We start from the raw sequence: 25,120 nt of genomic DNA, 5'->3' as shown, positions 1-25,120 counted from the left end.
CAGCTCCTCCTTGAAAAGGAAGGGTTGGGGGTGATTGTTTTCTTTCCCCTCATTTTGAAATACCACAATTTCGCCGTTACTTTTAAGCCCCAATTTCCTAGCGTTTTTATTTATGTCCGAAGATTTTAAAACGAACCGTTCTGTAATCTTAAATACTGCCGTAATTGTGGCTGCCTTAGGGTACTTTGTAGATATTTACGACCTGATTTTGTTCAGTGTGGTGCGGGTGCAAAGCTTAACCGATCTGGGCATTCCGGCGGCCGAAAACCTGGACAAAGGCGTGCTGCTCATAAACATGCAAATGGCGGGCATGCTGATCGGGGGAATTTTATGGGGCATTCTGGGTGATAAACGCGGCCGGCTAACGGTACTTTTCGGCTCGATCTTACTTTATTCCTTAGCCAATATTGCCAACGGTTTTGTGCAGAATATCGAGCAATATGCCCTTTTACGGTTTATTGCGGGGGTAGGCCTGGCCGGTGAATTAGGTGCGGGCGTAACCTTGGTTTCGGAAGTGTTGCCGAAGGAAAAACGCGGCCTGGGAACCATGATCGTGGCTACGGTGGGCGTTTCCGGGGCTTTGCTGGCGTTTTGGGTAGGCGATTTTTTTGGCTGGCGGAACGCGTATTTTATTGGCGGCGGCCTGGGTTTGCTGCTTTTGTTTCTGCGGGTGAGCGTTTACGAAAGTGGCATGTTCAAAAACCTGCAAGAAACCGGCGTAAGCCGCGGCAATTTCTTCAGTTTGTTTACCAACGGGCAGCGCTTTAAAAAGTATTTGATGTGCATTCTGGTGGGCATTCCGCTGTGGTACGTGATCGGGATCTTAATTACGTTTTCGCCCGAATTTGGCAGAAGTTTAGGCGTGCAGGGCGAAGTTTCGGCGGGGAAAGCGGTTTTCTATTCTTATTTCGGCTTGATCTTTGGCGATTTTCTGAGCGGTTATTTAAGCCAGATCCTGAAAAGCCGCAACAAAGTAGTGGTGATTTTCCTGCTTGCCAGCGCCACCATGATCGCGGTATTTTTCCTGAGCCAGAACGTTTCGCTGCCCATTTTTTACTTTGTTTGCTTCGGGCTGGGCATTACCTCGGGTTTCTGGGCGGTTTTCGTTACCATTGCCGCCGAGCAGTTCGGCACCAACCTGCGCGCTACCGTTGCCACCACCGTCCCGAATTTTGTACGCGGCTCGGTAGTGCCCATGACCTTAGCTTTCAGCGCCATGCGGCAGGGATTCGGGTTGCAGACCAGCGCCATTATTCTGGCGGCCGTAACCATTACGCTGGCTTTAATTTCGGTAAGCCAGTTAAAAGAAAGCTTCGGGAAAGACCTGGATTACTACGAATAGGAATTTTCCGGCAACTACGCTTGTTCCGTTAATGTTTAAAATTGGATTCGTAAATTTGTACCATGATCATATACAACGTAACCGTTAGCATCGAGAATTCTGTGGCCGAAGAATGGCTTAAATGGATGAAAGAAGTGCATATTCCGGAAGTGATGGCCACTACCTATTTCATTAAAAGCCAGATTGCCCGGGTAATGGAAGATGAAGACCACGGCGGCACCAGCTACGCCATTCAGTACACCGCCCGCAACCTGGAAGATTTAATGGAATACCAGCGCGACCACGCCCCGGCCCTGCAAGCCAAACATTCCGAACGCTACAAAGACCGCTACGTAGCCTTCCGCACCGTGCTTGAAATTATTGACTAAGCTTAAAACGCTATTGTTTTTAAACGAAAAACCCCGAAGCAATTCGGGGTTTTGTTTTTTCAGACTCTTTGTTTCCAGTTATATTCGTGCAGCTCTTTATCGTTCATGCGGCAGTTTATCCATTCCGGGTCTAAATTGGCTTTGGCTTTCTGGTAGAACTTAATGGCTGGTTCGTTCCACTCCAAAACCTGCCAGGCAAACCGTTTCGCGCCCAGTTTTTCTGCTTTTCGGGCCACTGCATCGAAAAGCTTCTTACCAATGCCAAAGCGCCGGTACTTCTCGGTAACCACCAGGTCTTCGAGGTAAATGGTTTTGCCTTTCCAGGTAGAATACGCCGTAAAATAAATGGCAATGCCAATAATACCCACCTCGTTTTCTGCTACAAAGAATTTAAAGATCGGGTTTTTGCCAAAACCATCTTCGCGCATCATGTCCAGACTATTGGTTACTTCCTGCGGCGCTTTTTCGTATTCGGCCAACTCCTGAATTAACGCCAGCGTTTGCGGCAGATCTTCTTCTTTCCCTTCGCGGATGGTGATGTTCATAGATTTAATGTAAAAATGTGGAAATGAAAACGGTAGGGTTTTAGGGTGAAAAAGTAAAGATAGACAATTGAGGAACGAATTTTTGGTGAATCTGTACAAGCTGGAGTTCCTCTTTTGGCGGTGGCATCATAATTTGTTTAAAGTTTTTTAAATCTGAGGGTGAAGCAAGCATATTGCGTAACAACCAAATAAATTTACTTCCAAAAAAGGTTGTGTTACTGTATTCATACGTATAGCCATTAATTAAATCTCCTTTCTGGCTAAAGGTTAACACCGTTTCCCTAAACAACCGATCTAAAACCCAATGCAAGAAGTAAAAATAACCCTGGAAGACCAGATAGAACTATTGCCCGATGCAGTACTGATCGTAAACCAGAAAGGCAAACTGGTAGAAGTAAACCTGGAGGTCTACACGATTTTCGGCTATCGCCCGGACGAATTGATCGGGATGGACCTGACTGTATTGCTACCGGTACGTTATCGGGCTTTTCTCAAGAAGTATTTTAAGAAGTATTTCGAAAACCCTACCAAGCGCCGGATGAAATCGGGCGATGACCTGTACGGCCTCCGAAAAAATGGGAAAGAAATAGACATAAACATCTCGCTGGCACCAATTGAGGTAGGTTCTGAAACAATGGCCATGGCGGTAATCCGCGATATTTCGGAGGTTAAACTACTGGAGCGGGTATTGCTAAAAAAGAACGAAGACCTGAGCCTGACCAATACCCAGTTAGAAAGGCTGGGTTATATAATTGCTCACGACTTAAAATCGCCGCTGCTCAACATCCATGCCCTCTTAACCTTCCTGGAACGTGAATTGGCGAGTCATTCTACACCAATTATAAACGGCTATATAAAAGATATGAAAGACATTTCCTTGTCTATGATGGATCTGATTGCCGGCGTAGCCGATTATTCCCGCATCGGTTTTCAGGAAAACATAGAGCAGCAGGTTGATCTGAACCTTATTCTGAAAGAGGTGCAGGCATTGGTTCATTTCCCGCCGAATTTCCGGTTTATTGTTATAGGGCCGTTGCCGGTAATTAAAGGCAATAAAACCAAAATAATCCAGGTTTTCCTGAATCTGGTAAACAACGCCATGAAATATAACGATAAACCGGAAGGCATTATTGAAGTACGGGCCGAAGCCGGGGAAAAGGTGTGTAACATTAGCATTGCCGATAACGGCCCGGGCGTACCCGAAGAATTACGAAAAAAGATCTTCGAATTGTTCAGGCAAGGTTTGGTTGAACAGAAAGGATCGCAGGGAATTGGCCTGGCCGTGGTAAAGAAAATCATTGAAAGCCAGGGCGGCACTATCAGGGTAGAAACCAGCCGGCTAGGCGGCGCCGACTTTATTTTCACGTGGCCCTGCACCTAATGCACCTGCCCCAAAACGCTATCCTTTTCTCCCTGAAAACTAAAAATCAGCAGCAACGAAACGCTACTGCTGATTTTTAAAAAAGTCTGGAATCCAGATACTACAACCTATTTTCCAGCATACGGATCTACGCCCATGTTGTAATAAGCGAACGACCAGATATCGGCCCATTCCTGTATCTGCAGCGAAGTTGGTTTGCCGGCGCCGTGGCCCGCTTTCACATCTACTCTGATCAGGTACGGGTTCGTTCCTCCGCCTTTGGCCTGCAATTCGGAAATGAATTTAAAGCTGTGCGATGGCACTACGCGGTCGTCGTGATCTGCCGTGGTAACCATGGTAGCCGGGTAAGCCACGCCTGCTTTAATGTTGTGCAGCGGCGAGAATTTGTACAGGTTTTCGAACTGCGCTTTATCGTCTGATGAACCATATTCCGGTACCCAGGCCCAGCCAATGGTGAATTTATGGAAACGCAGCATGTCCAGTACGCCTACGCCCGGGAAAGCCACTTTTGCCAGATCCGGTTTTTGGATCATGGTTGCGCCCACCAGTAAACCACCGTTCGAGCGTCCGGAAATAGCCAGCTTTTCAGTGGAAGTATAGCCTTCTTTTTTCAGGTATTCGCCGGCTGCTATAAAGTCATCGAACACGTTTTGCTTGTTCGGGGTCATGCCGCCTTTGTGCCATTTTTCGCCGTATTCGCCGCCGCCGCGCAGGTTTGGCATGGCATAAACACCACCATTTTCCAGCCACAGCAAATTAACCGCACTGAAACTTGGGGTAAGCGAAATATTGAAACCGCCGTACGCATACAGATAGGTCGGGTTCTGGCCATCCATTTTCAGGCCTTTTTTGTGCACAATAAACATGGGCACCTTGGTTCCGTCTTTGCTGGTGTAGAAAACCTGCTTGGTTTCGTAGGCTTCCGGGTTTATATCCAGTTTTGGCTGCCAGTATAATTCGCTTTTGTTGTTGGCAATGTCGTAGCGGTAAACTGTAGTCGGGTAGGTGAAAGAAGTAAAGGTGTAGAACGTTTCCTTATCGTCTTTATCGCCGGCAAAACCTGCTACCGTACCAATAGCCGGGAATTCCAGTTCGTTTTGTTTCTTACCGTTCACATCGTAAACAATAACCTGACTGGCCGCATCTTTCAGGAACGTAGCCATGATTTTTCCGCCTACCATCGTAACGCCCGTCATTACATTCTGGCTTTCCGGAATAACGGTTTTCCAGTTCGATTCGGCCGGTTTTTTCGGGTCGAGCAATACCACTTTGTAATTCGGCGCATTTTTATTGGTATGTACCAAAAGCTTGTCGCCCACGTTATCGATCACGTTATATTCCGATTCGTAAGTGGTTACCAGCCAGTTGATCTTGCCTTTCGGGTCTTTCAGATCTTTGTAAGCCAGCGTTCCGCCAGAAGTTCCTTCCGAACCATAAATGAGCAGGAAACGCTCGTCTTCGGTGGTTTGGGCGCTGAAGTTCAGCAAAGGTTTTTCCTTGTTTTCGTAGATCAGCTTATCGGTGCTTTGCGGCGTACCGATCTTGTGGAAATAGATCTTATGGAATTCGTTTTTATTGGAAAGGGCTTTGTCTTTTGGAGCATCGTAGCGGCTGTAGTAAAAACCATCGCCCTGCCAGGCCGCGCTGCTGAACTTGATCCATTCCAGTTTATCGGCGAGCGGCTTTTTCGTAGCCACATCCATCACATACCAGGTATTCCAGTCGGAACCGCCGCCGGAAGTGCCGTACGCCATGTACTTGTTATTTTTCGAGAATTTAAAGCCCGAAAGCGAAGTCGTGCCATCGGCCGAAAGCTTGTTCGGGTCCAGGAAAACTTCTTCCTGCCCGTTCAGGCCCGTTTTTTTATACAGCACTGCCTGGTTTTGCAGGCCGTCGTTTTTAAAGAAATAGAAATTATTCCCTTTTTTGAAAGGCGCGCTCAGTTTTTCGTAATTCCAGAGTTGGGTTAAACGCTCCTTAATTCTATCGCGGAAGGGAATTTGCGCCAGGTAACCAAACGTCACTTTGTTTTGGGCCTCTACCCATTGGGCCGTTTCCTGAGAATACTGGTCTTCGAGCCAGCGGTACGGGTCCGTAACGTTGGTGCCGAAATACTCATCAGTCTGATCCCCTTTTTTGGTTTCCGGATAATCGAGGCGCTGTTTTAAAGGTTCCGGAATTTCTTTCGTTTTCACTTCCGTTACCATGGCCGGATTTCCTTTCACTTTCACGTCGGAGCCTTCTATTTTCATTTTTGTTTCAGCAGATTTGCAGGCATTTAGCGCCGTAGCGCCGGCCAGCAAAAACAGAGTTGCTTTTTTCATAATGGCAGAAAAATGTTTACCCGGCTAAGTTACGCAATTTTTACCCCACCCCAACGGCTGATTCAGGAGAGGGAGTTTTTTTCTTTTCGCCTCGTTCAGGTTAATTAAAAAGGACATGCGGCTTTTTTGGCTTTAAACCATACCGTTTTTCAGGAAAATTTAGACTAGCGCAGGGTTTAAACCCTATGCTACTTTGAATTCACGCATTCCAAATCCCTTCCCCTGAATCAACCATTAGGGTGGGGTAAATTCCTTACCTTTGCCCTCTCAATTTCTGAAAGCCACATGAAAGTTTCCGGTTTCACCTTCGTAAAAAACGCCGTGCAGTTCAGCTACCCCATCGTGGAAGCCATCACCTCCATCCTGCCGGTCTGCGACGAATTTATTGTAAGCGTTGGCGATTGCGAAGACGGCACCCTGGAACTGATCCAAAGCATCAATTCGCCCAAGATAAAGATCATCCGCAGCGTTTGGGACAACAGTCTGCGCGAAGGCGGGAAAGTGCTGGCCGTAGAAACGAACAAAGCTTTAGATGCCATTTCCGAAGACAGCGATTGGGCTTTTTACATTCAGGGCGACGAAGTGGTGCACGAAAAGTACCTGGATACCATTAAACAGGAAATGCAGCGCTGGAAAGACAAACCGGAAGTGGAAGGCCTGCTTTTTAAATACCTGCACTTTTACGGCACTTACGATTTTGTGGCTAACTCGCGCGGCTGGTACCGCCACGAGATCCGTATCATCCGCAACGATAAAGCCATCCGGAGTTTTAAAGATGCACAGGGTTTCCGGAAGAACGACCGCAAACTGCGCGTAAAACCCATAGATGCTTACGTATACCATTACGGCTGGGTAAAACACCCCGCCGATATGAAAAAGAAGGAAGCCACTTTTCATAAACTCTGGCACGACGATGCCTGGGTAAAAGAAAAAGTAGAAACCTCCGCCGTGTTCGATTATTCTAAAATAGACAGCCTGGGTAAATTTACAGGCACGCACCCGGCCGTAATGCAAAAGCGCCTGCAGGAAGTAAACTGGCACCTCAACTTCGACCCCAGCCGCAAAAACCTGAGTCTGAAAAAACGCCTGCTGCACTGGTTCGAACAAAAAACCGGCGTGCGCCTATTTGAATATAAAAACTACCAGATCATTTAAAAAACGGTAGGGTTTAGGGCTGAAAAACTCTGAATCAGGATTTTCAGAAACGAAGTTCGGAGCATCCAATTAAAGGATTTACAGAATTTAAGATCAGTATTTAATGTATGGGCACCTCTTGTGGGTGCCCTTTCACGTTATCCGATTTCATGTTTATGTCCGGACACGATTTTAAAGATTTAAAGGATAGGCAGGATTTTCCTTTGTAGTTTCCTGTTTTAGATTTAGCAATCGCCAGTGCAGGTCCACCACCCCAACCCCTCCTATCCGGGAGGCGAGCTTGAAAACCGTCAGCTGAAGCATACGGCAATGAATATTCTAAACCTTTTCTTCTTTCACGCATTTCGCCAGCGCAGCGTAACTTGAAAATCGCGCACTGCGAGCAAGTAAAATAAGAAGAAGTTCACGACGAAGGGAAACCGACACCAGTTTCTGTTCCAAAGACTTTGGATTAACCGGTGGCTTTAGCCAGCCCGGAAGGGCAGGTGAATCCACAGCTTTGGAGCAGAAACGAAGCCGCCCGGCTTGAGGGAAAAGCTAACGATGAAAAAACTAGTTAGTAATTAAAACCAGCAAGCTACCTATGATAAACGCTATGCTTTTCAGCCTAAAAAGTATGTAACCAGAAAACACCAACAACGGCAATAAATGATTCACTCTAAAAACGCTATCCTTTCCGCACTAAAAACTAAAAAGCCGCCCGAAAAATCTCCGAAACGGCCTTTATTCAATAATTCTCCAATCCAATCATTAAGAGATCGAAGCCCGTACTTTCTTCGTGTATTCGCGCAGCGCGGTGGTGAAATCGGTTTTATAATCTTCCATGTGGTTGAGGATGAAAATGGCCGCAAAAATATGGGTCAGTTTTTCGCCTTCATCGTCGCCGGGAATATCAAAACCAACGGGTTTTTCGTCGAGCAACGCTTCTTCGGCCTGTACCAGCTGGTGCAGCGTGTGGTTCTCTACAATGTGTTTTATAGCCGGAATTTTCATAATACGCTAGTTTAATTTATGGATCAAAGCAGTCACGGCTTCTTCTTTACTCGCTGCCACAGTATCTACCAGTTCGCCATTCCTGAAAACCGCAAAGAAAGGCAGGTTGGTTACGTTAGCGGCCTTCCGGGCTTCCGGATTGGTTTCGGCGTTCACGTCTAAAAAAGCAATGCCTTTAAAATCTTCACTCTCCGACATGCGCTTGAATTTAGGCGAAAACAGCCGGCAATTGCCGCACCAGTCGGCGTAATATTTCACTACCACTTTCTCGTTTTCTGCCAGTTGCGCGGCAAACTCAGTATCGGTTACTTGCTGTACAGCCATAAAAATGCTATCGTTTTAAGGTAAAAACTACTTCAGAATAAACATACTGCCCGTATACATAAAAGTTGCAAGAGCAGCACGCCGCAAAGATAGCCACAGCCTGCCAAGGAAAGCAATTATCCGAACAACAATTCTGCATTAGCCCGCGTACCTTACAAGCCCTTTATTTTTCCGCGTTCCGAACCATTTCTTTACTATCCGCCCAACCTTATGGATAAAGACTTGACCCATGCTGTAGCCCCGGCGCACGCGCCCAAGCTAACCGAACTGCCTGCTACAGCCATTTGCGGTAACGATATTACTTCCTCCTGCTTATATGTTTCGTCGCTGGCTATTATTTATTCGGGTCAATATGCCTGGATAGCGCTTTTAATGGTGGGCGGCGTGCTTTTTTTATTCCGCAAAATTTACGGCGAAGTAGTAGGGGCTTTACCTTTAAACGGCGGCGCTTACAATGCCCTGCTGAATACTACCAGTAAAAGAACGGCTTCGCTGGCAGCTTGTTTAACCTTGCTTTCTTACATGGCTACGGCCGTAATTTCTGCCTCCGAAGGCATGCATTATGTGCACCACCTCTGGAACGGGTTGCCGGTAATGTACGCTACGGTTGGTTTGCTGGCTTTTTTCATGGGGCTAACCATCATGGGCATTGGCGAATCTTCTATTGTGGCGGTGGTTATTTTTATTACGCATATTGCCACGCTTACCTTGCTCATCGTGATCGGGGCTATCTTTCTTTTCAATCACGGCTTCGAAATTCTGCAGCTCAATTACAGCCACCCGGTTGAAGAAAGTATCTGGCAGGCTTTATTTTTCGGGTTTTGTGCCGCCATGCTCGGCATTTCGGGATTTGAAAGCTCGGCCAATTTTGTGGAAGAACAGGCGCCCGGCGTATTTTTAAAGACCCTACGCAACATGTGGCTGGCCGTTACGGTTTTCAACCCGCTTACCGCCTTTCTAGCCCTGGCCATTATCCCCATTTCGCAGGTTGCCCCCCACAAAGAAGCCTTACTGGCCTACCTGGGCGAAGTGGCCGGCGGGCCCTGGCTGGCAACGTTGGTTTCTATAAATGCCGCTATGGTGTTGAGTGGTGCCGTGTTAACTTCTTATGTGGGCGTAACCGGTTTGGTGCACCGCATGACCTTAGACCGCTGTTTGCCGCAATTTCTGTTAAAAACCAACCGCAGAGGAACCGCTTACCTCATCATGATCGCTTTTTTTCTGCTTTGCGTTTCTATTTTACTCATAACCCAGGGCAATTTAGGCGCTTTAGCAGGCGTATATACCATCTCGTTTCTTTCGGTTATGGCCCTGTTTGGTTTCGGAAATATTCTGCTTAAAATAAAACGCAACCGCCTGCCGCGCCCGGTGCGGGCTACGCCTATAACAGTTATGCTGGCTATTGCCGCGGTTGGCGCTGCACTTATTGGAAATGCGATTTTAAACCCGGCCTACGTATTGGTTTTTCTGCAGTATTTTATTCCAACGGCCGCCCTGGTTTTTATTATGCTTTACCGCACTACTTTACTGGGAATAATTGCTTATGCCGTGCGGCAGATAAGAGGCCCGTTTGCCCGTTACCTGCCTTTCAATTCTTACATGGTAAAGAGGCTAATCGGCCAGATCCGAAGCCAGGAATTCGTGTTCTTTACCCGGGGCGACAATATTGCCAACATAAACAAGGTAATGCGCTACATAGACGAAAACGAGCACACCCGCCGCATTAAAATTGTGAACGTGATAAAAGAAGGCGAAATACCGGATAAAAAACTGATCCACGAAGTAGATGTGCTGGACCGCGCTTACCCAAGTTTTGTGGTAGATTTTGTGATCATAAAAGGCCATTTCGGGCCCGAACTCATCCAGGAACTTTCCGACAAATGGCACATCCCCAAAAACTTCATGTTCATCGGCTCCCCCGGCGACCGCTTTATTTACGGCCTTGAAGAACTGGGCGGTGTAAGGCTGGTAATCTGATACAGATCCGCAAAAAATGATCTTGCCACATATAGGAGAATATCCAGGAGAGGTTACCAGTTCGGCCCCTTCGCCGGTTTTGGCTTCACTTTCACGGTCTTAATTTCAATTAAGCGCTGCTTCGGCATTCTAAAAACCCAGAAACCCTGTTGCCCCGCTTTTTCCGGTGCACAAACCAGTTCCTTATTTTTAACCGGCCGCACGTACAAAAGGCTATCGGTTAAGGTCTGAAAAGTAGCCGGCAATTTGCCTTCGTTCTCCGAAAGCTCGTTGCGGTATTTGCGTAATTCCGCCATTTCATTTTCCAGTTTTTTCAAATCTTCCGCATCCGCAACCATAACCGCCCGGCCGTGGTACTTCTGCTGAAACTGCCGGTATGGTTTGGTAAAAACAAAATTGCAGGCCGAATCTTTAGCCGCTAATTCCTGCTGGTTTTTAAACACCAGCGTCAATACACTATCGGCTACCCGTTGCGTTTCAGCAGCAATCTGCTCGCGGCTCATGCGTTTTACTTTTCGTTGTTCCACGGCCAAAGCCACTTCTTTCAGGTTATCCAGAGGCTTGGGTTTACACGAAAAACCAAAAAACGCTAGCAAAAACGAACAAAAAAGTACTGATCTCATGTTAACAAGGTTGGTAAATAATACCGGGAATAAAATTTCTCCGCTGCTATTTACTATCTTTGCAGTAAAATCCCAATTCCGGAGTAATGTTAGATAAATTAGAAGCCATAAAAGAACGTTTTGAAGAAGTAAGTCAGCTCCTCATCCAGCCCGATGCCATGGAAGACCTGAAACGCTTCAAAACGCTGAATAAAGAATACAAAGATCTGGAAAAGATCGTAATCGAATATAAAAATTACCAGAACCTGCTCGGCAACATCGAGAACGCCAAACAGGTTATTGCTACCGAAAAAGACGAGGAGTTCCGCGAAATGGCCAAGGAAGAACTCGACGAATTGCTGCCGCAGCGCGAAATTATGGAGGAGCAGATCAAAGAAATGCTCATCCCCAAAGATCCCAACGACAGCAAAGACATCATCGTGGAGATCCGCGCGGGTGCGGGCGGCGACGAAGCTTCTATTTTTGCCGGCGACATTCAACGCATGTACTACCGTTTTGCTGAAAAGCAGGGCTGGAAAACCGAACTTATTGATGCGACCGAAGGTACTTCCGGCGGTTACAAAGAGATCATTTTCGGGGTTTCCGGCGAAGACGTTTACGGCAAAATGAAATACGAATCGGGTGTGCACCGCGTGCAGCGCGTTCCGGCCACCGAAACCCAGGGTCGCATTCACACTTCCGTAGCTTCGGTGGTAGTACTGCCAGAGGTAGAAGAATTTGACGTGCAGCTCGACATGAACGACATCCGGAAAGACCTTTTCTGTTCTTCCGGTCCGGGTGGTCAGTCTGTAAACACTACGTATTCTGCGGTTCGCTTAACGCACTTACCTTCCGGTTTGGTAGCGCAGTGCCAGGACCAGAAATCGCAGATGAAAAACTTCGAGAAAGCCCTGAAAGTATTGCGTTCGCGCGTATACGAAGTAGAATTGGCCAAGAAACTCGAAGCCGAAGGTGCCCAGCGTAAAACTATGGTGGGCGGCGGCGACCGTTCCGACAAGATCCGTACCTACAACTATCCGCAAGGCCGTGTAACCGATCACCGCATTGGCTACACCGTTTACAACCTCCCAACCGTGATGGACGGCGGCATCGAAGATTTCATTTCCGAACTTCGCCTGGCCGAAAACGCTGAGCGTCTGAAAGAAGGAGCGGTTTAAGAAGATTTGAAGATTTGAAAATGTGGAGATTTGAAAATGTGGAGATTTGAAAATGATTTCTGCTAAAGATAAAGGAGCCGGTAGCAGAGATGTTATCGGCTTTTTTGTTAGCTTTCGCTTTTACAACTCAAGATGATTGCTCTTAACTATGAAGCTCGCAGGTATGGAAATAGAAAAAATTATTGCAGAGATTAAATCATTAAAACCTTCAATAGAAGAAGTAAGCAGTAGTTATAAGGAGGCAGATGAAGATTATTGGAATTATTTGTTGGATAACTTTAATGTAAATTATGATCTTCAATGTAATACTTTTAGCAACCTGATTGACGATCTAATTTCCTGTACAGACCTTGACAAGGTTGATTTTGGAGGCATACGTTTTAATAACGAAATCACAAGTTTACAAGTCGAGAATTTAGCATTAAAATCAATAGCTTCTTTCCAGGAAAATAGATTAGCAGTAAATACTACATATGATGAATTCTTCTATATCGATTTTTATGACCCTAATGATGAGCCGATAATAGTAAGGGAAAAATTCAATGGTGTCAATTTCATTTCAGCAATGCTTTATTTATTGGAACTAGATACCAATTTTAAATTTAAGAATCAGAAAATTGATAAAGATGCGCTAGATAAATTATCTAATTTGGCTGGAGGCACTGGATACAAAAAGTTTTTTGAAATCGTTTTATCTCAATATGAATAATATACATTCAAGGAGTTTATTAATGAAGTATAATGTAAAACGGTATCCCTTTCATCAAAAAACTCATAACAGTATCTTTTCAGCTTTCTTATCTTCCGAAATTGAAATCCATGAACTTTGCCGAACTACTTTCCGATAAAATCCAGAAACCGAAAGCTAAAACCGAGATCCTGAGCTACTGGCTGGCCGAAAATCCACCGGAATTAACCAGTCTCATCGAATTTGCCAGAACCGCCAAAGATCCCGTAAAAGCCACATGCATCGAAGCCATCGAGTTTGCTACCAAACAAAAGCCCGAAATTGCCGATCTGAAATGCCTTGATTTTGTTTCGGAAACGCTTACCGCCAAAGCCCCGCGCCTGAAATGGGAATCGGCAAAAGTGATTGGCAACGTGGCGCACCTGTTCCCCGAAAACCTGGAAACCGCCGTTACAAACCTGCTCGTCAATACCGAACACGAAGGAACCGTAGTGCGCTGGTCGGCTGCTTTTGCGCTAGGCCAGATCCTCAAAACCAAAGCCCCGGTCACCAAAGACCTTATTCCCGCCGCCGAAAATATTGCCAGCCGTGAAGAAAAAAACAGCATCCGGAAATTCTACCTCGATGCATTGAAGCAGATAAAAAAGTAAAATCCGAGATCCGTTAGTTAAAGCAGACGGCAGGGAATACCTGAAAAACGCTATGCCTTTCAACTAAAAAACTAAAAGCCGGCCGCAGAAATGTTACCGGCTTTTTCTATCATAAAAACCTATCTTTGTCCGTTAAGGTAAAACGGTATGGTTTTGCACCCAAAAACTGCCTGAACCAAAACTGCTGCTGGCAAACTTCTTTTAAAAAAATAGCACTAGCACATTAAAAAATTAGCACATTAAAAATGAAATACTGCTTCGCGGCCCTTGTTCCTTTGCTTCTGCTTTTCTCGGTTTTCAGCTGCAAACCCGACGACGAAATCCTTACCCGCGATGCCGGCGCTAAACTCGAATTTTCAACCGATACTATTTTCTTCGACACCGTTTTTGTTTCTACCGGCAGCGTGAGCAAACGCCTTAAGATCTATAACCGTAACAAAAAAGCCGTAAAAATAGACCAGATAAAATTAGAAAAACTCGGCGCCTCCGATTTCGACCTCATCATAGACGGCGAAGCCAAAGACATGGCATCGGGCATCACGCTCCGCGGCGAAGACAGCTTATTGATTTTAGTAAAAGTTTACGTCGATCCGAACAATTCCGCCAAGCCGTTTATCATCGAAGACAACCTGCAATTCGAAACCAATGGCAACCGCCAGCAGGTTGTTTTGCGCGCCTACGGCCAGAACGCTAACTTTTTCCGCAACGAAGAACTCGACTGCAATTCCGTTTGGGAAGGCCCGAAAGCCTATGTTTTATATGGCATTGTGGTGGTTCCCGAAAACTGCACGCTTACCATCCGGCCGGGCACGAAAGTTTATGGGCACGCGGGCGCAATTTTATATGTGCAGGGCACTTTAAAGGTAGAAGGAACCGCCGGCAAACGTGTTTTCTTCCAGAACGACCGCCGCGATTCTGCTTTTGCCAACGTACCAGGTCAATGGGAAGGGCTTTTCTTCGACACCATGAGCCGCAATAATAAAATTCAGTTCACCGAAATAAAAAATGCAACGTATGGCCTAAGGCTTATCAATTTTGACGGCAACCAGTCTGAAATTGAAAATACGGTTATAAAAAATATATTCTACGCCGGAATATTAGGCTTAGATACCGATGTAAAACTTACCAACTCGTTAATAACCAATTGCGGCCAGTACGCATTTGCCGGAATTGGCGGCGGAAAATACGATTTCAATTACTGCACCATTGCCAATTACACCCCGGAATTTAAACGCGATAACGAAGCGGTTGCCTTTTCCGACAGCGCAATTTACGATAATGCCCTGCGGCCTATTAAAGACCCGATCGTAACGTTCAGAAACAGCATTATCTGGAACGGAACCCGCAACGGAAAAATGGAAAACGAACTTTTATTCCTCACCCGCGAAGGCCTGAAAAACGTAACGATCCAGAATAGCCTGATCCAGACCACAAAATATCAGAACGAAGCCAAATTTACCGGCAACGGCAACCTGCTGAACCAGGATCCCAAATTCGTGCAACCCGGCGACGGCTTTGTTCCGGCCCGCAAAATCAATTACAGCCTCAAAGAAGATTCTCCGGCCATTGGCGGCGCCCGCAACGGCGTGAATATAGATCTGACCGGCGAGCCGCGCCCGCAAGGCTCCAATCCGAACCCAGACATGGGCGCTTACGAAAACAAAGACTAAAAAAACGCTATGGTTTGGCTCCAGAAAAGTATCCGTTTCCCTGCTGTGCCGCGCGGCTTTCATTTAATTACCGATCTGCTTGAAGCCCAGCTTCCAGAACTCGAGCAAATTGAAGTCGGTCTGGCGCATATTTTCATCCAGCATACCTCCGCCAGCCTCACCATCTCCGAAAATGCTGACCCGGATGTCAGAAAAGACTTCGAAAGTCATTTCAACGTACTGGCCCCGGAAAACGCCCCCTACTACCGCCACACTTTTGAAGGCCCCGATGACATGCCCGCGCATTTAAAAGCTGCCCTGTTAGGCACCTCCGTAACCATTCCCATCACCAAAGGGCGCTTCAATTTAGGCACCTGGCAAGGCGTTTATCTCTGCGAACACCGCAACCACGCCGGCAAACGCACCGTGATCGTTACGTTGCAAGGAAATTGATGCAGCAAACTGCTTTGATCGGCAAACGTGTTCAACCACCCAACCTTTATCTCACTCCAACCCTCTCCTGATTCAGGGGAGGGAGATTTCGTCTGTACCGTTAGCTGAAGCAAACGGGAATGATTTGTCTGAACACGATTTTAAGGATTTTTGGGATGAACAGGATTATTTGGCTGAATTTGGATTTATAGGATTCAGGAATTTAAGGATTATTTGTCTGAATCCACAAATAGAATTTCTTTGTAAAACAACCTTTGTGGTTGCCTTTCTTAGACTTTCTGCCATCACGGATATCGCCAGCGCAACGCTCTCGAAAATCACGCTATCTGAGAGAGTAAACTAAAAAGAAGCTAACTAAGGAGGAAACTGACACCAGTTTCTGTGAGAGCGGCCTCCAAGACTTCCGGTGCCACAGGCAGCCCGCAAGGGCAGGAAGGGTTGCAGCCGCGAACGCAGAAACGAAGCCACCCGGCTGGAGGGAGAAAGTTTAATTAATAATTAAAAATTAATAATTAAGAACTAAAGCTTGCTATGATAAACGGTATCCTTTCAAGTATAAAAACTCTTTAGCAAACTTAGTAATTAGCTTAAATAGATCCCTCCTATCGTCGAGATGACAAAGAAAAAAAGGCTATACTTTTAACCTTCAAAACTATCGTTTCAACCGATACAACCCCACTGCACCAGCCGGCTCATACCTGCCAAAAACCAGCGGCAGCTTATAAGCCAGTTCCGGCATTAAATGCACCTCATCTACAATAAACTCAGGCGGGTTCTGCACAATGTTTTCCTGAATGGCTAAAACAGCTTCGTAGGTATCTAAATTCCTGAAATCCTTTTGTGCCAGGCTCCAGTTCAGGTACGGCGAAGCAGCATAATTATAGGCGTAATACTGAAAATCAGGCCCTAAAACCAACAGCTGGCCATTTACGATCTTCTTGTATTTTTCGTCAGTTTTGAGGTGCAGCGCACTCGTGTTAATGTTTAAATATTGCTCAATGTGCAGCGGAACTGCGTAGCGCACCGCCAGCAGCAGCGTAAGTAAAACCAGGAAAATTACTTCCGGGATCCACCAGCGGGCACCGGGGCGGAAAAGGTAAAAACTATAATACGCCAGCACCGGCAGGAAATAAATAAAATTCAGTACCGAGATCTGGGGCGAAGCCAGCAGCATAACCACCGCTACCCAAAACCAGACGAACATCAGCTGCTGCATTTTCTGCTGAAAAACCAGGCCCTGGTTCGCGCTGGCCGCCATAAAAATTCCCGCCAGTATCAGCAGCAATGGCAGCGCCAGCAATTTCAGAAGATCGGCGAGCGGCAACTGCAAATGAAAACTGAACAAGCCTTCCGCCGATAAATAAAATTCCTGAAAATTATCGAGCGCGCCGTTGTAGAGATAATACGTAGCCACCACCGCAAACGGGAAAAAGAAACCGGTGAGCAACAGCAGGAAACTCCGGAAAGTATTGGAGGCAAACGAAGCCACCGCAAAATAAGCCACGATCAGGAAAAACGAGAACGGCAGGTAACTCAGCGCGGCCAGCCCGATAAAAAAACCAGCCTTAAAAAGCTTCGGATTGTTAGAGCCTTCCTTGGAAACAATAACCAGGTAGCGAATGGAAAATACCAGGAAAGTTTGCCCCAAAAGCACCGGCGAAAGGGTATCGAATTCGAAGAAAAAACTCCCGCCCAGCATGTAGAGAAGCGCCGGCAAGTACGTTTTCTGCGCAAAAACGTGTTGCCGGTTAAAAATAAAATTCATGTTCAGTGCCTGGAAAAGCAGTAAAAATGCCGCCACCAGCCGGTACATTAAAAGCGAACGGCCGTCCAGCAGATCTATTACCCAAAAAACCAAAGCCGCCAGCGGTCCGGTGGTATCGAACACGTCGCGGTACATGGCGGCGCCTTCCTGCAGGCGTTCGCCGAGCACCATAAATTTAAGTTCGGGTAAGGTAACCGGCACGCCCATGAGCACCAACGGCAGGTTTATGGCTACAAAAAGCAGCAACAAAAAAATGGGCCGGGTAACGAATGCGCTGTTAAAAAATCGGATCACAGTAAAAAGCTACGGCTTACGAGCCGTTTATTCCCGTAAAATTGCCAAATTAATCCGATATATTTGCAGTTCTTATGGAAAGTAAAAGACAACAAAAATTTGCGCGCCTGCTGCAGAAAGAACTCGCCGAAGTGTTTCAGCGCGATGTTCCGCACCTTTTCAACGGCGCTTATATCAGCATCAGTACCGTGCGCACCTCGCCTGACCTGGGTGTGGTGAAAGTATATTTAAGTTTACTGCTGGCAAAAGAACCAAAGGAAGTCATTGCCACCGTGCGCGAAAACACCAAGGCCATTCGCCACGCGCTGGCGCAACGCATTAAAAACCAGGTGCGCGTAATTCCGGAACTCAATTTCTTTTTAGACGACAGCGCCGAATACGCCGCCAAAATGGACAAGATCATTTCCGATCTCGATATTCCGGCCGCACCCGCAGAAGATGAAAACAACGATGGCATTCCGGACAACGATTTTACCAGAGCCGAATCGGACGAAGACGAGGAAGAAATTTAATACCCGGAAGAAAGTAGAAAGATAAAGGACTTTTTAAGCCCGAAACCCTAGCGTTTTTTCTTTTGAAAAGAGCAACAGCAATTAATAGTTAAGCCCGAATACTGCGAATAATTATTAATTCTTAATTATTAATTCTTAATTAAACAGAAATGCAATACGATCCGATAAAGCGGGTTTTAGGTAACGTTTTCAACCAGACGCCGTTCCTGCGCCGAATCTTTTACAACATGCTCGATCTGCTTTTGCTGCGTACCTGGCACGTGCACAAAGAGCTGAAAGCTTGGGGCAAAGGCAAGGAAAACGTACCGATAAAAATTCTGGATGCGGGCTCGGGTTATGGCCAGTACACCTATTTTATGAGCAGCATGTTCCCCAAAGCCGAAATTCTGGCCGTGGACGTGAAAGAAGAACAGATTGCCGACAGCAACCGCTTTTTCAAGGAAATTGACCGCGCCGACCGCGTAAATTTTGCCGTTGCCGACCTCGTTACCTTTCAGCAACCGAATACTTACGATCTGGCGCTAAGCGTAGACGTGATGGAGCATATTCTGGAAGACGTGGAAGTTTTCAAAAACATTTATGCATCGCTCAAACCGGGCGGCATGATCCTGATCTCCACGCCATCGGACCAGGGCGGTTCGGATGTGCATGAAGGCGAGGATAGTTCCTTTATCGAAGAACACGTGCGCGACGGCTACAACATTCAGGAAATTCAGGACAAGTTAAAATTAGCCGGCTTCACCAAAACCGAAGCGCGTTATTCGTATGGCAAACCGGGCCAGGTTTCGTGGCGCTTATCCATGAAATATCCGATCCAGATGCTGGGCGCCACCAAAGCCTTCTTCGCGCTGCTGCCGTTCTACTACGTACTTACTTTCCCGGTAAGCTTCATCCTGAACTGGTTCGACGCGAATAAAAAACACCCCACAGGCACCGGTTTAATTGTGAAAGCCTGGAAGTAAGTTCTGAGGTTTTTAGTGGTTTTGGATAGCGTTTTTGAAGAGAGAAAATCAGATTTTAAAGCCATGAAATCTATTCGCTTTAATTTTTTGGCCTTCTTTCTTATTTTCTTTTTAATTGGCTGTCAGCAAAATACCGCTACAAGTAAAATGCAATATGTAGACTCTAAATATAAAGAAGGACAAATTTGGTCTTATCAAACCAGGAGCAACGAAAAAGAATCTTTTCTGACAATCCTAAAAGTTGAGAAAGAGGCTGAAGGAATAATTATTCATATTGCTGTAGATAGCGCTAAAATCAAAAATCCAAATCTTAAAGTAGGTTATTCTTCTTCAATTGGACATTTACCATTTAGTAAAGAAGCGTTAAACAAAAGCGTTACTATGTTAATTAGTAACAATAATGAACCACCTAACTATCTGGATGGATATCAAGAATGGAGACAAGCTTATAATAAAGGAGAAGCTGGTATTTTCTCAATAACTGTTGCTAAAGCAGTTGCTTATGTCGAAGAAACTATGAATAAATAATCGTTTCATCTTAACTTCTTAGTTGTTGGTGAAAACACCAACAACTGCAGCCAAACAGTATCATCAAAAGGAAACCTTTTACTTTTTCACCCAATCAGCATACCGTTTTTAAACCAATCATGCGTAAAAAGCAGCCTTACAACGAAGCAACCCAAAGCATTATTAACGCCGACCTTGAAAATAATGGCTGCCACATTGTAGTAGTAGAAGCCGACGATTATCTGCCGGCTTTTGCGTATACCATTGGGTTGTTTCAAACCTACGGGCACCCGGAAGTTATTTGTTTTGGTCTCGCGCCGGAAGTGCTGAAAACGCTATTGCAGGATGCCAAAAAACTCATCAAGCAAGGCAAGAAATTAATTCCCGGCTATTTGTTTCCGGAGTTTCTGAAAGGCTATAAGGCGCAGTTTCTGCGGGTAAATCCGGAATATTACGCCAATTACTTCAACCTGGCGCAGCACTTTTACAATTCCCGGAGTTTCCCGGCTTTGCAACTCGTATGGCCTGATAAACAACAAAAATTTCCCTGGGAAGCTGGCTTTAACGCCGATCTGAAATTCAACCAGCCGCTTTTAGACCGCAACACCGATTTTAAATTCCTGGAAGAGCGCGACGTACGAACCTTTACCACCAAACAAGTGCTGGAAGGCCAGTTGATTTCCTACGTATACCACAACGAGCAAGGCGACTGGCAGTTCATGTCCGATTCCAAGCCGAACGCCAAAGATGCGAGAATTGTGTGCCTGGAAGATATTACCCGCCTCGACCCGAGCGTAAACGATATTTATTTTTTACCTTTCGGCTGGTACGCCTGGCGCAACTCCAGAGAAGAAAAATGGGTAACCGAAAAACTACCGGAAGAAGCTTAACTTCAGGTCATTACGAGCTTGTCGAGATAAATCGAAGATTCAGCGCAGCTAAACTTATGGGAATTACAAGGAATTTTGAGCGACTGAGCGATAAACGCAGTTCGGCGTAGCCAAATTCCTTTCATAAGTTAGCTTTCTTGCGGGTTCGGTACGCGATAGTTCCTTCGACAAGCTCAGGATGACGCAATAAATTAGCTTGAATTTTATAGCGAAAGCACGAATTTTGCTGTTGTTGATGTTTTCTCCAACAACTTAACTTTAGCGCTTTAATTAGCACATTAAAAATTAGCACATTAAGCAAATGAACGTTTCCTTTCTCATCGCAAAGCGGTACTTCCGGTCGAAGAAAAAGCGGAACATCATCAGCATTATTTCCAATATTTCCATGATCGGGGTGGCCGTGGGAACCATGGCTTTGATCATTGTGCTGTCGGTTTTTAACGGCATCGAAGACCTGATCCGCTCGCTTTACGGTTCCTTCGATCCGGACCTGAAAATTACTGCCGTAGAAGGCAAGAATTTTGAAGTCACGCCCGAATTTCTCAAAAATATTTCCGGCATAAAAGGTGTAGACCTGGTTTCGGAAACGGTGGAAGACAACGCCCTGCTCCGCTACCAGGACCGCCAGATGATCGTAAAACTCAAAGGCGTAAGCGACAATTATTTCCTGCAAAACGGCATCGATTCTTCCCTGACCGAAGGCAATGCAAACTTAAAGAAAGGCGGTTTACATTACGCCTTACTAGGCCGGGGCGTGCAGGTGCAACTTTCGGTGCGCACCGATAATCCGTTCGTAGGGTTGCAGGTATTATATCCGAAGGCAAGTAAAAAAGTCTCGCTCAATCCCGAAAATGCGTTCAACGAAAAAAGCATTATGCCGGCCGGCGTATTTGCCATCGAACGCCAATACGACGATAATTACGTGTTCGTACCCCTGGAATTTGCCCGCGATTTATTTAGCTACGGCGAAAAACGCAGCGCCCTGGAAGTAAAAGTGACCGAAGGCACCAATCCTGATAAAGTTAAACGCCAGCTCAAAAAACTGCTCGGCCCGAAATTCCAGGTACAAAACTCCGACGAGCAACATACCAGTTTACTCCGCGCGGTTAAAGTAGAAAAGCTGTTCGTATTCATCACCTTCGCCTTTATTTTACTTATTGCCTCTTTAAACATTTTCTTCTCGCTTTCCATGCTCGTGATCGATAAGAAGAAGGACATTGCCATTCTGGCTTCCATGGGAGCCAGTTCCACCACCATTCGCAACATATTCCTCTTCGAAGGCGCGATCGTAGCGTTATCGGGTGCCGGCGCAGGCTTATTTATTGGCATGATCATTTGCTGGGCGCAGCAAACCTTCGGCCTCATTTCCATGGGCATGACCACCGCCGTGGTAGACTCTTACCCCGTAAAAATGCAGCTGCTCGATTTTGTTTTCACCGGCGTGGCTATTATTGCCATTACCCTCATCGTTTCCATCCGTCCGGCACGCCGGGCCGCTGCCTTGCAGATCAAAGATAATTTGTAAGCTGTTTTTACCCCAACCCAACCCTGATTTAGGGGAGGTAGCTTTTTTCTCCTGTCGTACCGTCAGCTGAATCAGACAGCAATGAAATTTGCCTGAACGCGATTTTCAGGATTGAAGAGATTATAATGATTAACAAGGCAGGATTTAATGAACAAGATTTCTCACGTATATCGCTAGCGCAGCGTATGCTGAAAATCACGTTATCCGGGAAACTAAACTAAAAAGAAGCGAACTACGGAGGCAAACTGACAACAGTTTCTGTGAGAGCGGCCTCCAAGACTTCCGGTGCCGAGGCACGAGGCAGCCCGCAAGGGCAGGAAGGGTTGCAGCCGCGAACGCAGAAACGAAGCCACCCGGCTGGAGGGAAAAAGTTTAATTGAAAGTAAAAGGTTGCAGGTTAAAAGTAGAAAGCAGACTATAAAAACCGTATCGTTTTGAGCTTCAAAAGTCAAAAACAAACTTACTTATCAGCTTAAATAGATCCCTTCTAACGTCGGGATGACTACAAAAAAACGCTATACTTTCAAATCAAAAAACTCCTTGAAATCCAAAAAATCCCTTTAAAATCAGCGATTCCAAAACACCATTAATTTCCACCACCGCTCTTACCACCTTTCACATCATCATTCTCAATGCCGCGTTTTTTCTGCGCTATACCGCCTTTCAGCTCGCCAAATTTATAAGTAAACGCAAGCCCCACCCTACGGATAATAAACTCCGATTCCTGACGCTGATAAAACCGCGGATCGTTCACTTCGTTTATCCAGCGGCGCGTTTTCTGAAACGGGTTATTCACAGAAAGGGAAATAGTAGCTTTGTCGTTTTTCAGGAAGGTTTTGGTAACCATGAGGTTGGAATGAAAATAACCGCCGGAACGGCCCTGCAACTGCACCCAGCGCGAAGAAAACCCACCGCTCGCATTCAGTTTCCAGTTCTTTTCAAATTTATAACCCGTAGAACCAAAGGCACTGCCGGCAAAACCTTCGTTGCTTACCGTTTTCCCGTTTAGTGCGCCTTTCAGAAATACGTAATTCAGGGAGGTATTCAGGTTCAGGTTCAGTTTTTTGGTCAGGTTCAGGTTGCCGTTTAAGCTAATGCCTACATTCTGTTCTTTCCCGATATTGGCATAAGTGGTAATAGACGTATCGCCGCGCAAGGTGGTGACTTCCTGAATGGCGTTGTTGGTGAAATTATAGAACAAGCTCGAATTGAGCGAAGAATTTTTCACGAAAGCGCTGTGCGCCAACTCAAATGCGTGGCTCGTGGTAGCTTCCAGGCCGGGGTTACCAAAGGAAATATTTTTCGGATCGAGGCGGTTTATGTAGGGGTTCAGAAACCACAAACCGGGCCGCTCCAGGCGCTGGGTATAACTCAGTTTCAGGTCCTGCATTTCTTTCAGCTTGCGCGAAACCGCCACCGAAGGAATCAGGTTGAAATAATCTTGCCTGGCAGCGGTATCGGAAGTTTTGAAAGTAGCATCTACCCGCGTTTCTTCCAGCCTTGCCCCCGCCCGTAAACCCCAGTCTTTCACTTTCAGGCTTACCGAAGTGTAGCCGGCCAAAACATCCTGGCGATAATCAAAATCGTTGCTCTGGGCCGGATCTGGTACAAAAACCCCATTATCCGGATCCTGCAATGCATAAAAATAAGAGCTCTGGTTTAAGCGCGAAATGGTTTTCAGGCCAACTTCCCAGGTGTTTTCGCCGAACGGCTGTACATAATCGGCCTGAACGGTATGTTCGGATTCTTTGCTGTCGTTGCTGGTTTTACCGGTCTGGGCTTCGTAATTCAGCAGCGGCACAAAGTTGAAATCAGAAAAATCGCCGTTGCCGTTGGTGCTGTATTTATAGGAAAGCGTAAAAACCTGCTCTTCATTTTTGCGGAAACTGCGCTGGTAATCGAGGCTTATATCGTTGCCTTTCCAGCTTTCTTCCTGCGTATTGCTGCGCAAATATTGTTGAACCGGAATACTAAGGGAATCGGATAAAACGTTCAGCGAGGCTTCAATATCGTTTCCACCGCCAAAAAAACTGAAACTACCGGTAAACAAATTCAACGAATCGAGCTCAAAGCTCAGCTGACCGCTTCCGTAATGATAATTGCCATTGTTTTTTCCAATGCCGTTCTGAGTAAGATTCCGGCCATTGGTTTCGCGGCGAACAAACAAACTGGAATTTTCCGGCGATTGCCAGGTATTGGCTCCTACATTGCCTGAGAAACCGAACTTGCCCGTTTTTACCGTTAAATATGCGCCGCCGTTATAGCCGGTTGGCGTCCGCAAACCAGCGGTTACCGAACCGTTGTAGCCGCCCGGATTATCTTTATTGGTAATAATATTAATGATCCCGCCCACGCCTTCGGCCTCGTACTTGGCCGGCGGATTGGTAAGCACTTCAATTTTTTTTATGCTGCTGGCCGGCATGCTTTTCAGAACGTCTTTGGGGTTCTGCACAAAAAGTGCGGACGTTTTGCCGTTTATTAAAACGCGGTAACTGCTGCTGCCTTTCAATTGAATATTATCGTCGCCGTCTACGGTTACCATGGGCACTTTCCGGAGCATATCCAGCACGGTCTCGGTTTTGCTTTCGGGGTCGGCTTCCACATCGTAACTGATCTTGTCAATATCCTGCGTAATCAGCATTTTCTGGGTGGTAATTTCCACTTCTTTCAATTGCCGCGCATCGGGTTGCAACTTTATGGCCGGCAAATTTACGAGGGCATTTCCGGCGGAAAGATTTTCGGTTTTAATAATTACCGGCTTAAAACCTACGTAAGAAATCACCACTTCGTAAGGCTTAAAAGCTAATCCGGTGAACTGGAAAGTGCCTTTTTCGTCGGTATAAGTGCTTTTCAGGAAGGTGGTCTGGCCCGTTTCGCGCAGGCTGACGGTTACAAAACTAAGCGCCGCTACTTTTACCGAATCCGATACAGCGCCTTTAATTACGCCGGAATTACTTTGCGAAAAAGCAGGAAAATAAACAGCCAGCGAAGCCAGCAGCAAAAAAATATATTTCATAGTTCGGGCAAAAAAGCGGC

23 protein-coding genes are annotated in these 25,120 nt (G+C 46.2%); 16 read left to right on the top strand and 7 right to left on the bottom strand.

The window, feature by feature from the left end; all coding sequences use genetic code 11:
- The first annotated feature begins 112 nt into the window (after positions 1-112).
- Both I5M27_RS14775 and I5M27_RS14770 read left to right on the top strand, forming a co-directional pair.
- The gene (locus tag I5M27_RS14775) at positions 113-1,342 is read left to right on the top strand and encodes an MFS transporter (RefSeq protein ID WP_200507100.1); all 1,230 of its coding nucleotides are present in this window, start codon (positions 113-115) and stop codon (positions 1,340-1,342) included.
- A 62-nt stretch (positions 1,343-1,404) separates the two neighbouring features.
- Positions 1,405-1,710: a DUF4286 family protein gene (locus tag I5M27_RS14770; protein WP_200507099.1), complete on the top strand. Its 306-nt coding sequence runs from the start codon at positions 1,405-1,407 to the stop codon at positions 1,708-1,710.
- A 59-nt stretch (positions 1,711-1,769) separates the two neighbouring features.
- Here the strand turns inward: I5M27_RS14770 and I5M27_RS14765 are convergent, their stop codons facing one another.
- Positions 1,770-2,255, bottom strand: a complete 486-nt coding sequence (locus tag I5M27_RS14765; protein WP_200507098.1) for a GNAT family N-acetyltransferase — start codon at positions 2,253-2,255, stop codon at positions 1,770-1,772.
- A gap of 304 nt (positions 2,256-2,559) precedes the next feature.
- Between I5M27_RS14765 and I5M27_RS14760 the strand changes: the two genes are divergently transcribed.
- A complete protein-coding gene (locus I5M27_RS14760; protein ID WP_200507097.1) occupies positions 2,560-3,636 on the top strand; it encodes a sensor histidine kinase in 1,077 nt (358 codons plus the stop codon).
- A gap of 107 nt (positions 3,637-3,743) precedes the next feature.
- On the opposite strand, the gene I5M27_RS14755 is transcribed toward I5M27_RS14760, so the two are convergent.
- Positions 3,744-5,960 carry a prolyl oligopeptidase family serine peptidase gene (locus tag I5M27_RS14755; RefSeq protein ID WP_200507096.1) on the bottom strand — a complete coding sequence of 739 codons (2,217 nt, stop codon included), beginning with the start codon at positions 5,958-5,960 and terminating at the stop codon, positions 3,744-3,746.
- A gap of 285 nt (positions 5,961-6,245) precedes the next feature.
- On the opposite strand from I5M27_RS14755, the gene I5M27_RS14750 reads away from it, so the two are divergent.
- Positions 6,246-7,115 carry a glycosyltransferase family protein gene (locus I5M27_RS14750; protein WP_200507095.1) on the top strand — a complete coding sequence of 290 codons (870 nt, stop codon included), beginning with the start codon at positions 6,246-6,248 and terminating at the stop codon, positions 7,113-7,115.
- A gap of 750 nt (positions 7,116-7,865) precedes the next feature.
- Here I5M27_RS14750 and I5M27_RS14745 read toward each other — a convergent pair.
- Together I5M27_RS14745 and I5M27_RS14740 are read right to left on the bottom strand one after the other, a co-directional pair.
- Positions 7,866-8,108 (bottom strand): DUF6952 family protein, encoded by a 243-nt coding sequence (locus I5M27_RS14745; protein ID WP_200507094.1) that lies wholly within the window; start codon positions 8,106-8,108, stop codon positions 7,866-7,868.
- 6 nt (positions 8,109-8,114) lie between these two features.
- Positions 8,115-8,432 (bottom strand): thioredoxin family protein, encoded by a 318-nt coding sequence (locus I5M27_RS14740; RefSeq protein WP_200507093.1) that lies wholly within the window; start codon positions 8,430-8,432, stop codon positions 8,115-8,117.
- Between the two features lie 210 nt (positions 8,433-8,642).
- Between I5M27_RS14740 and I5M27_RS14735 the strand changes: the two genes are divergently transcribed.
- Positions 8,643-10,409 (top strand): APC family permease, encoded by a 1,767-nt coding sequence (locus I5M27_RS14735; protein ID WP_200507092.1) that lies wholly within the window; start codon positions 8,643-8,645, stop codon positions 10,407-10,409.
- 53 nt (positions 10,410-10,462) lie between these two features.
- On the opposite strand, the gene I5M27_RS14730 is transcribed toward I5M27_RS14735, so the two are convergent.
- Positions 10,463-11,032: a hypothetical protein gene (locus I5M27_RS14730; protein WP_200507091.1), complete on the bottom strand. Its 570-nt coding sequence runs from the start codon at positions 11,030-11,032 to the stop codon at positions 10,463-10,465.
- A gap of 86 nt (positions 11,033-11,118) precedes the next feature.
- On the opposite strand from I5M27_RS14730, the gene prfA reads away from it, so the two are divergent.
- The 6 genes from prfA to I5M27_RS14700 all read left to right on the top strand — a co-directional run bounded on the left by prfA (position 11,119) and on the right by I5M27_RS14700 (position 15,972).
- On the top strand, positions 11,119-12,189 hold the full coding sequence (prfA, locus tag I5M27_RS14725) for a peptide chain release factor 1 (RefSeq protein ID WP_200507090.1): 1,071 nt from the start codon (positions 11,119-11,121) through the stop codon (positions 12,187-12,189).
- 148 nt (positions 12,190-12,337) lie between these two features.
- Positions 12,338-12,898 (top strand): hypothetical protein, encoded by a 561-nt coding sequence (locus I5M27_RS14720; RefSeq protein WP_200507089.1) that lies wholly within the window; start codon positions 12,338-12,340, stop codon positions 12,896-12,898.
- Positions 12,899-13,008: 110 nt separating this feature from the next.
- A complete protein-coding gene (locus I5M27_RS14715) occupies positions 13,009-13,527 on the top strand; it encodes a HEAT repeat domain-containing protein (protein ID WP_200507088.1) in 519 nt (172 codons plus the stop codon).
- A gap of 245 nt (positions 13,528-13,772) precedes the next feature.
- A complete protein-coding gene (locus tag I5M27_RS14710; RefSeq protein WP_200507087.1) occupies positions 13,773-15,197 on the top strand; it encodes a choice-of-anchor Q domain-containing protein in 1,425 nt (474 codons plus the stop codon).
- 9 nt (positions 15,198-15,206) lie between these two features.
- Entirely contained in the window at positions 15,207-15,629 is a 423-nt protein-coding gene (locus I5M27_RS14705) for a secondary thiamine-phosphate synthase enzyme YjbQ (protein ID WP_200507086.1), read from the top strand.
- Between the two features lie 124 nt (positions 15,630-15,753).
- Positions 15,754-15,972 carry a hypothetical protein gene (locus I5M27_RS14700; RefSeq protein ID WP_200507085.1) on the top strand — a complete coding sequence of 73 codons (219 nt, stop codon included), beginning with the start codon at positions 15,754-15,756 and terminating at the stop codon, positions 15,970-15,972.
- A 309-nt stretch (positions 15,973-16,281) separates the two neighbouring features.
- Here the strand turns inward: I5M27_RS14700 and I5M27_RS14695 are convergent, their stop codons facing one another.
- Positions 16,282-17,688, bottom strand: coding sequence for a hypothetical protein (locus tag I5M27_RS14695; RefSeq protein WP_200507084.1), 1,407 nt, complete (start codon positions 17,686-17,688; stop codon positions 16,282-16,284).
- Between the two features lie 74 nt (positions 17,689-17,762).
- Here I5M27_RS14695 and rbfA point away from each other — a divergent pair, with 74 nt between their 5' ends.
- The 5 genes from rbfA to I5M27_RS14670 all read left to right on the top strand — a co-directional run bounded on the left by rbfA (position 17,763) and on the right by I5M27_RS14670 (position 22,084).
- Positions 17,763-18,200 (top strand): 30S ribosome-binding factor RbfA, encoded by a 438-nt coding sequence (gene rbfA / locus I5M27_RS14690; RefSeq protein ID WP_200507083.1) that lies wholly within the window; start codon positions 17,763-17,765, stop codon positions 18,198-18,200.
- Positions 18,201-18,349: 149 nt separating this feature from the next.
- Positions 18,350-19,162 carry a class I SAM-dependent methyltransferase gene (locus I5M27_RS14685; protein ID WP_200507082.1) on the top strand — a complete coding sequence of 271 codons (813 nt, stop codon included), beginning with the start codon at positions 18,350-18,352 and terminating at the stop codon, positions 19,160-19,162.
- A gap of 63 nt (positions 19,163-19,225) precedes the next feature.
- Positions 19,226-19,690, top strand: a complete 465-nt coding sequence (locus tag I5M27_RS14680) for a hypothetical protein (RefSeq protein WP_200507081.1) — start codon at positions 19,226-19,228, stop codon at positions 19,688-19,690.
- A 119-nt stretch (positions 19,691-19,809) separates the two neighbouring features.
- Entirely contained in the window at positions 19,810-20,559 is a 750-nt protein-coding gene (locus I5M27_RS14675; RefSeq protein WP_200507080.1) for a DUF4262 domain-containing protein, read from the top strand.
- 301 nt (positions 20,560-20,860) lie between these two features.
- A complete protein-coding gene (locus I5M27_RS14670) occupies positions 20,861-22,084 on the top strand; it encodes an ABC transporter permease (protein ID WP_200507079.1) in 1,224 nt (407 codons plus the stop codon).
- Between the two features lie 586 nt (positions 22,085-22,670).
- Here I5M27_RS14670 and I5M27_RS14665 read toward each other — a convergent pair.
- Positions 22,671-25,100 carry an outer membrane beta-barrel family protein gene (locus tag I5M27_RS14665; protein ID WP_200507078.1) on the bottom strand — a complete coding sequence of 810 codons (2,430 nt, stop codon included), beginning with the start codon at positions 25,098-25,100 and terminating at the stop codon, positions 22,671-22,673.
- Positions 25,101-25,120 lie beyond the last annotated feature (20 nt).

This window comes from Adhaeribacter terrigena (genome assembly GCF_016623615.1).
GTDB classification, from domain to species: Bacteria; Bacteroidota; Bacteroidia; order Cytophagales; family Hymenobacteraceae; genus Adhaeribacter_A; species Adhaeribacter_A terrigena.
The sequence above is the reverse complement of the archived record's forward strand: the minus strand, read 5'-3'. Positions and strand labels throughout refer to the sequence as shown.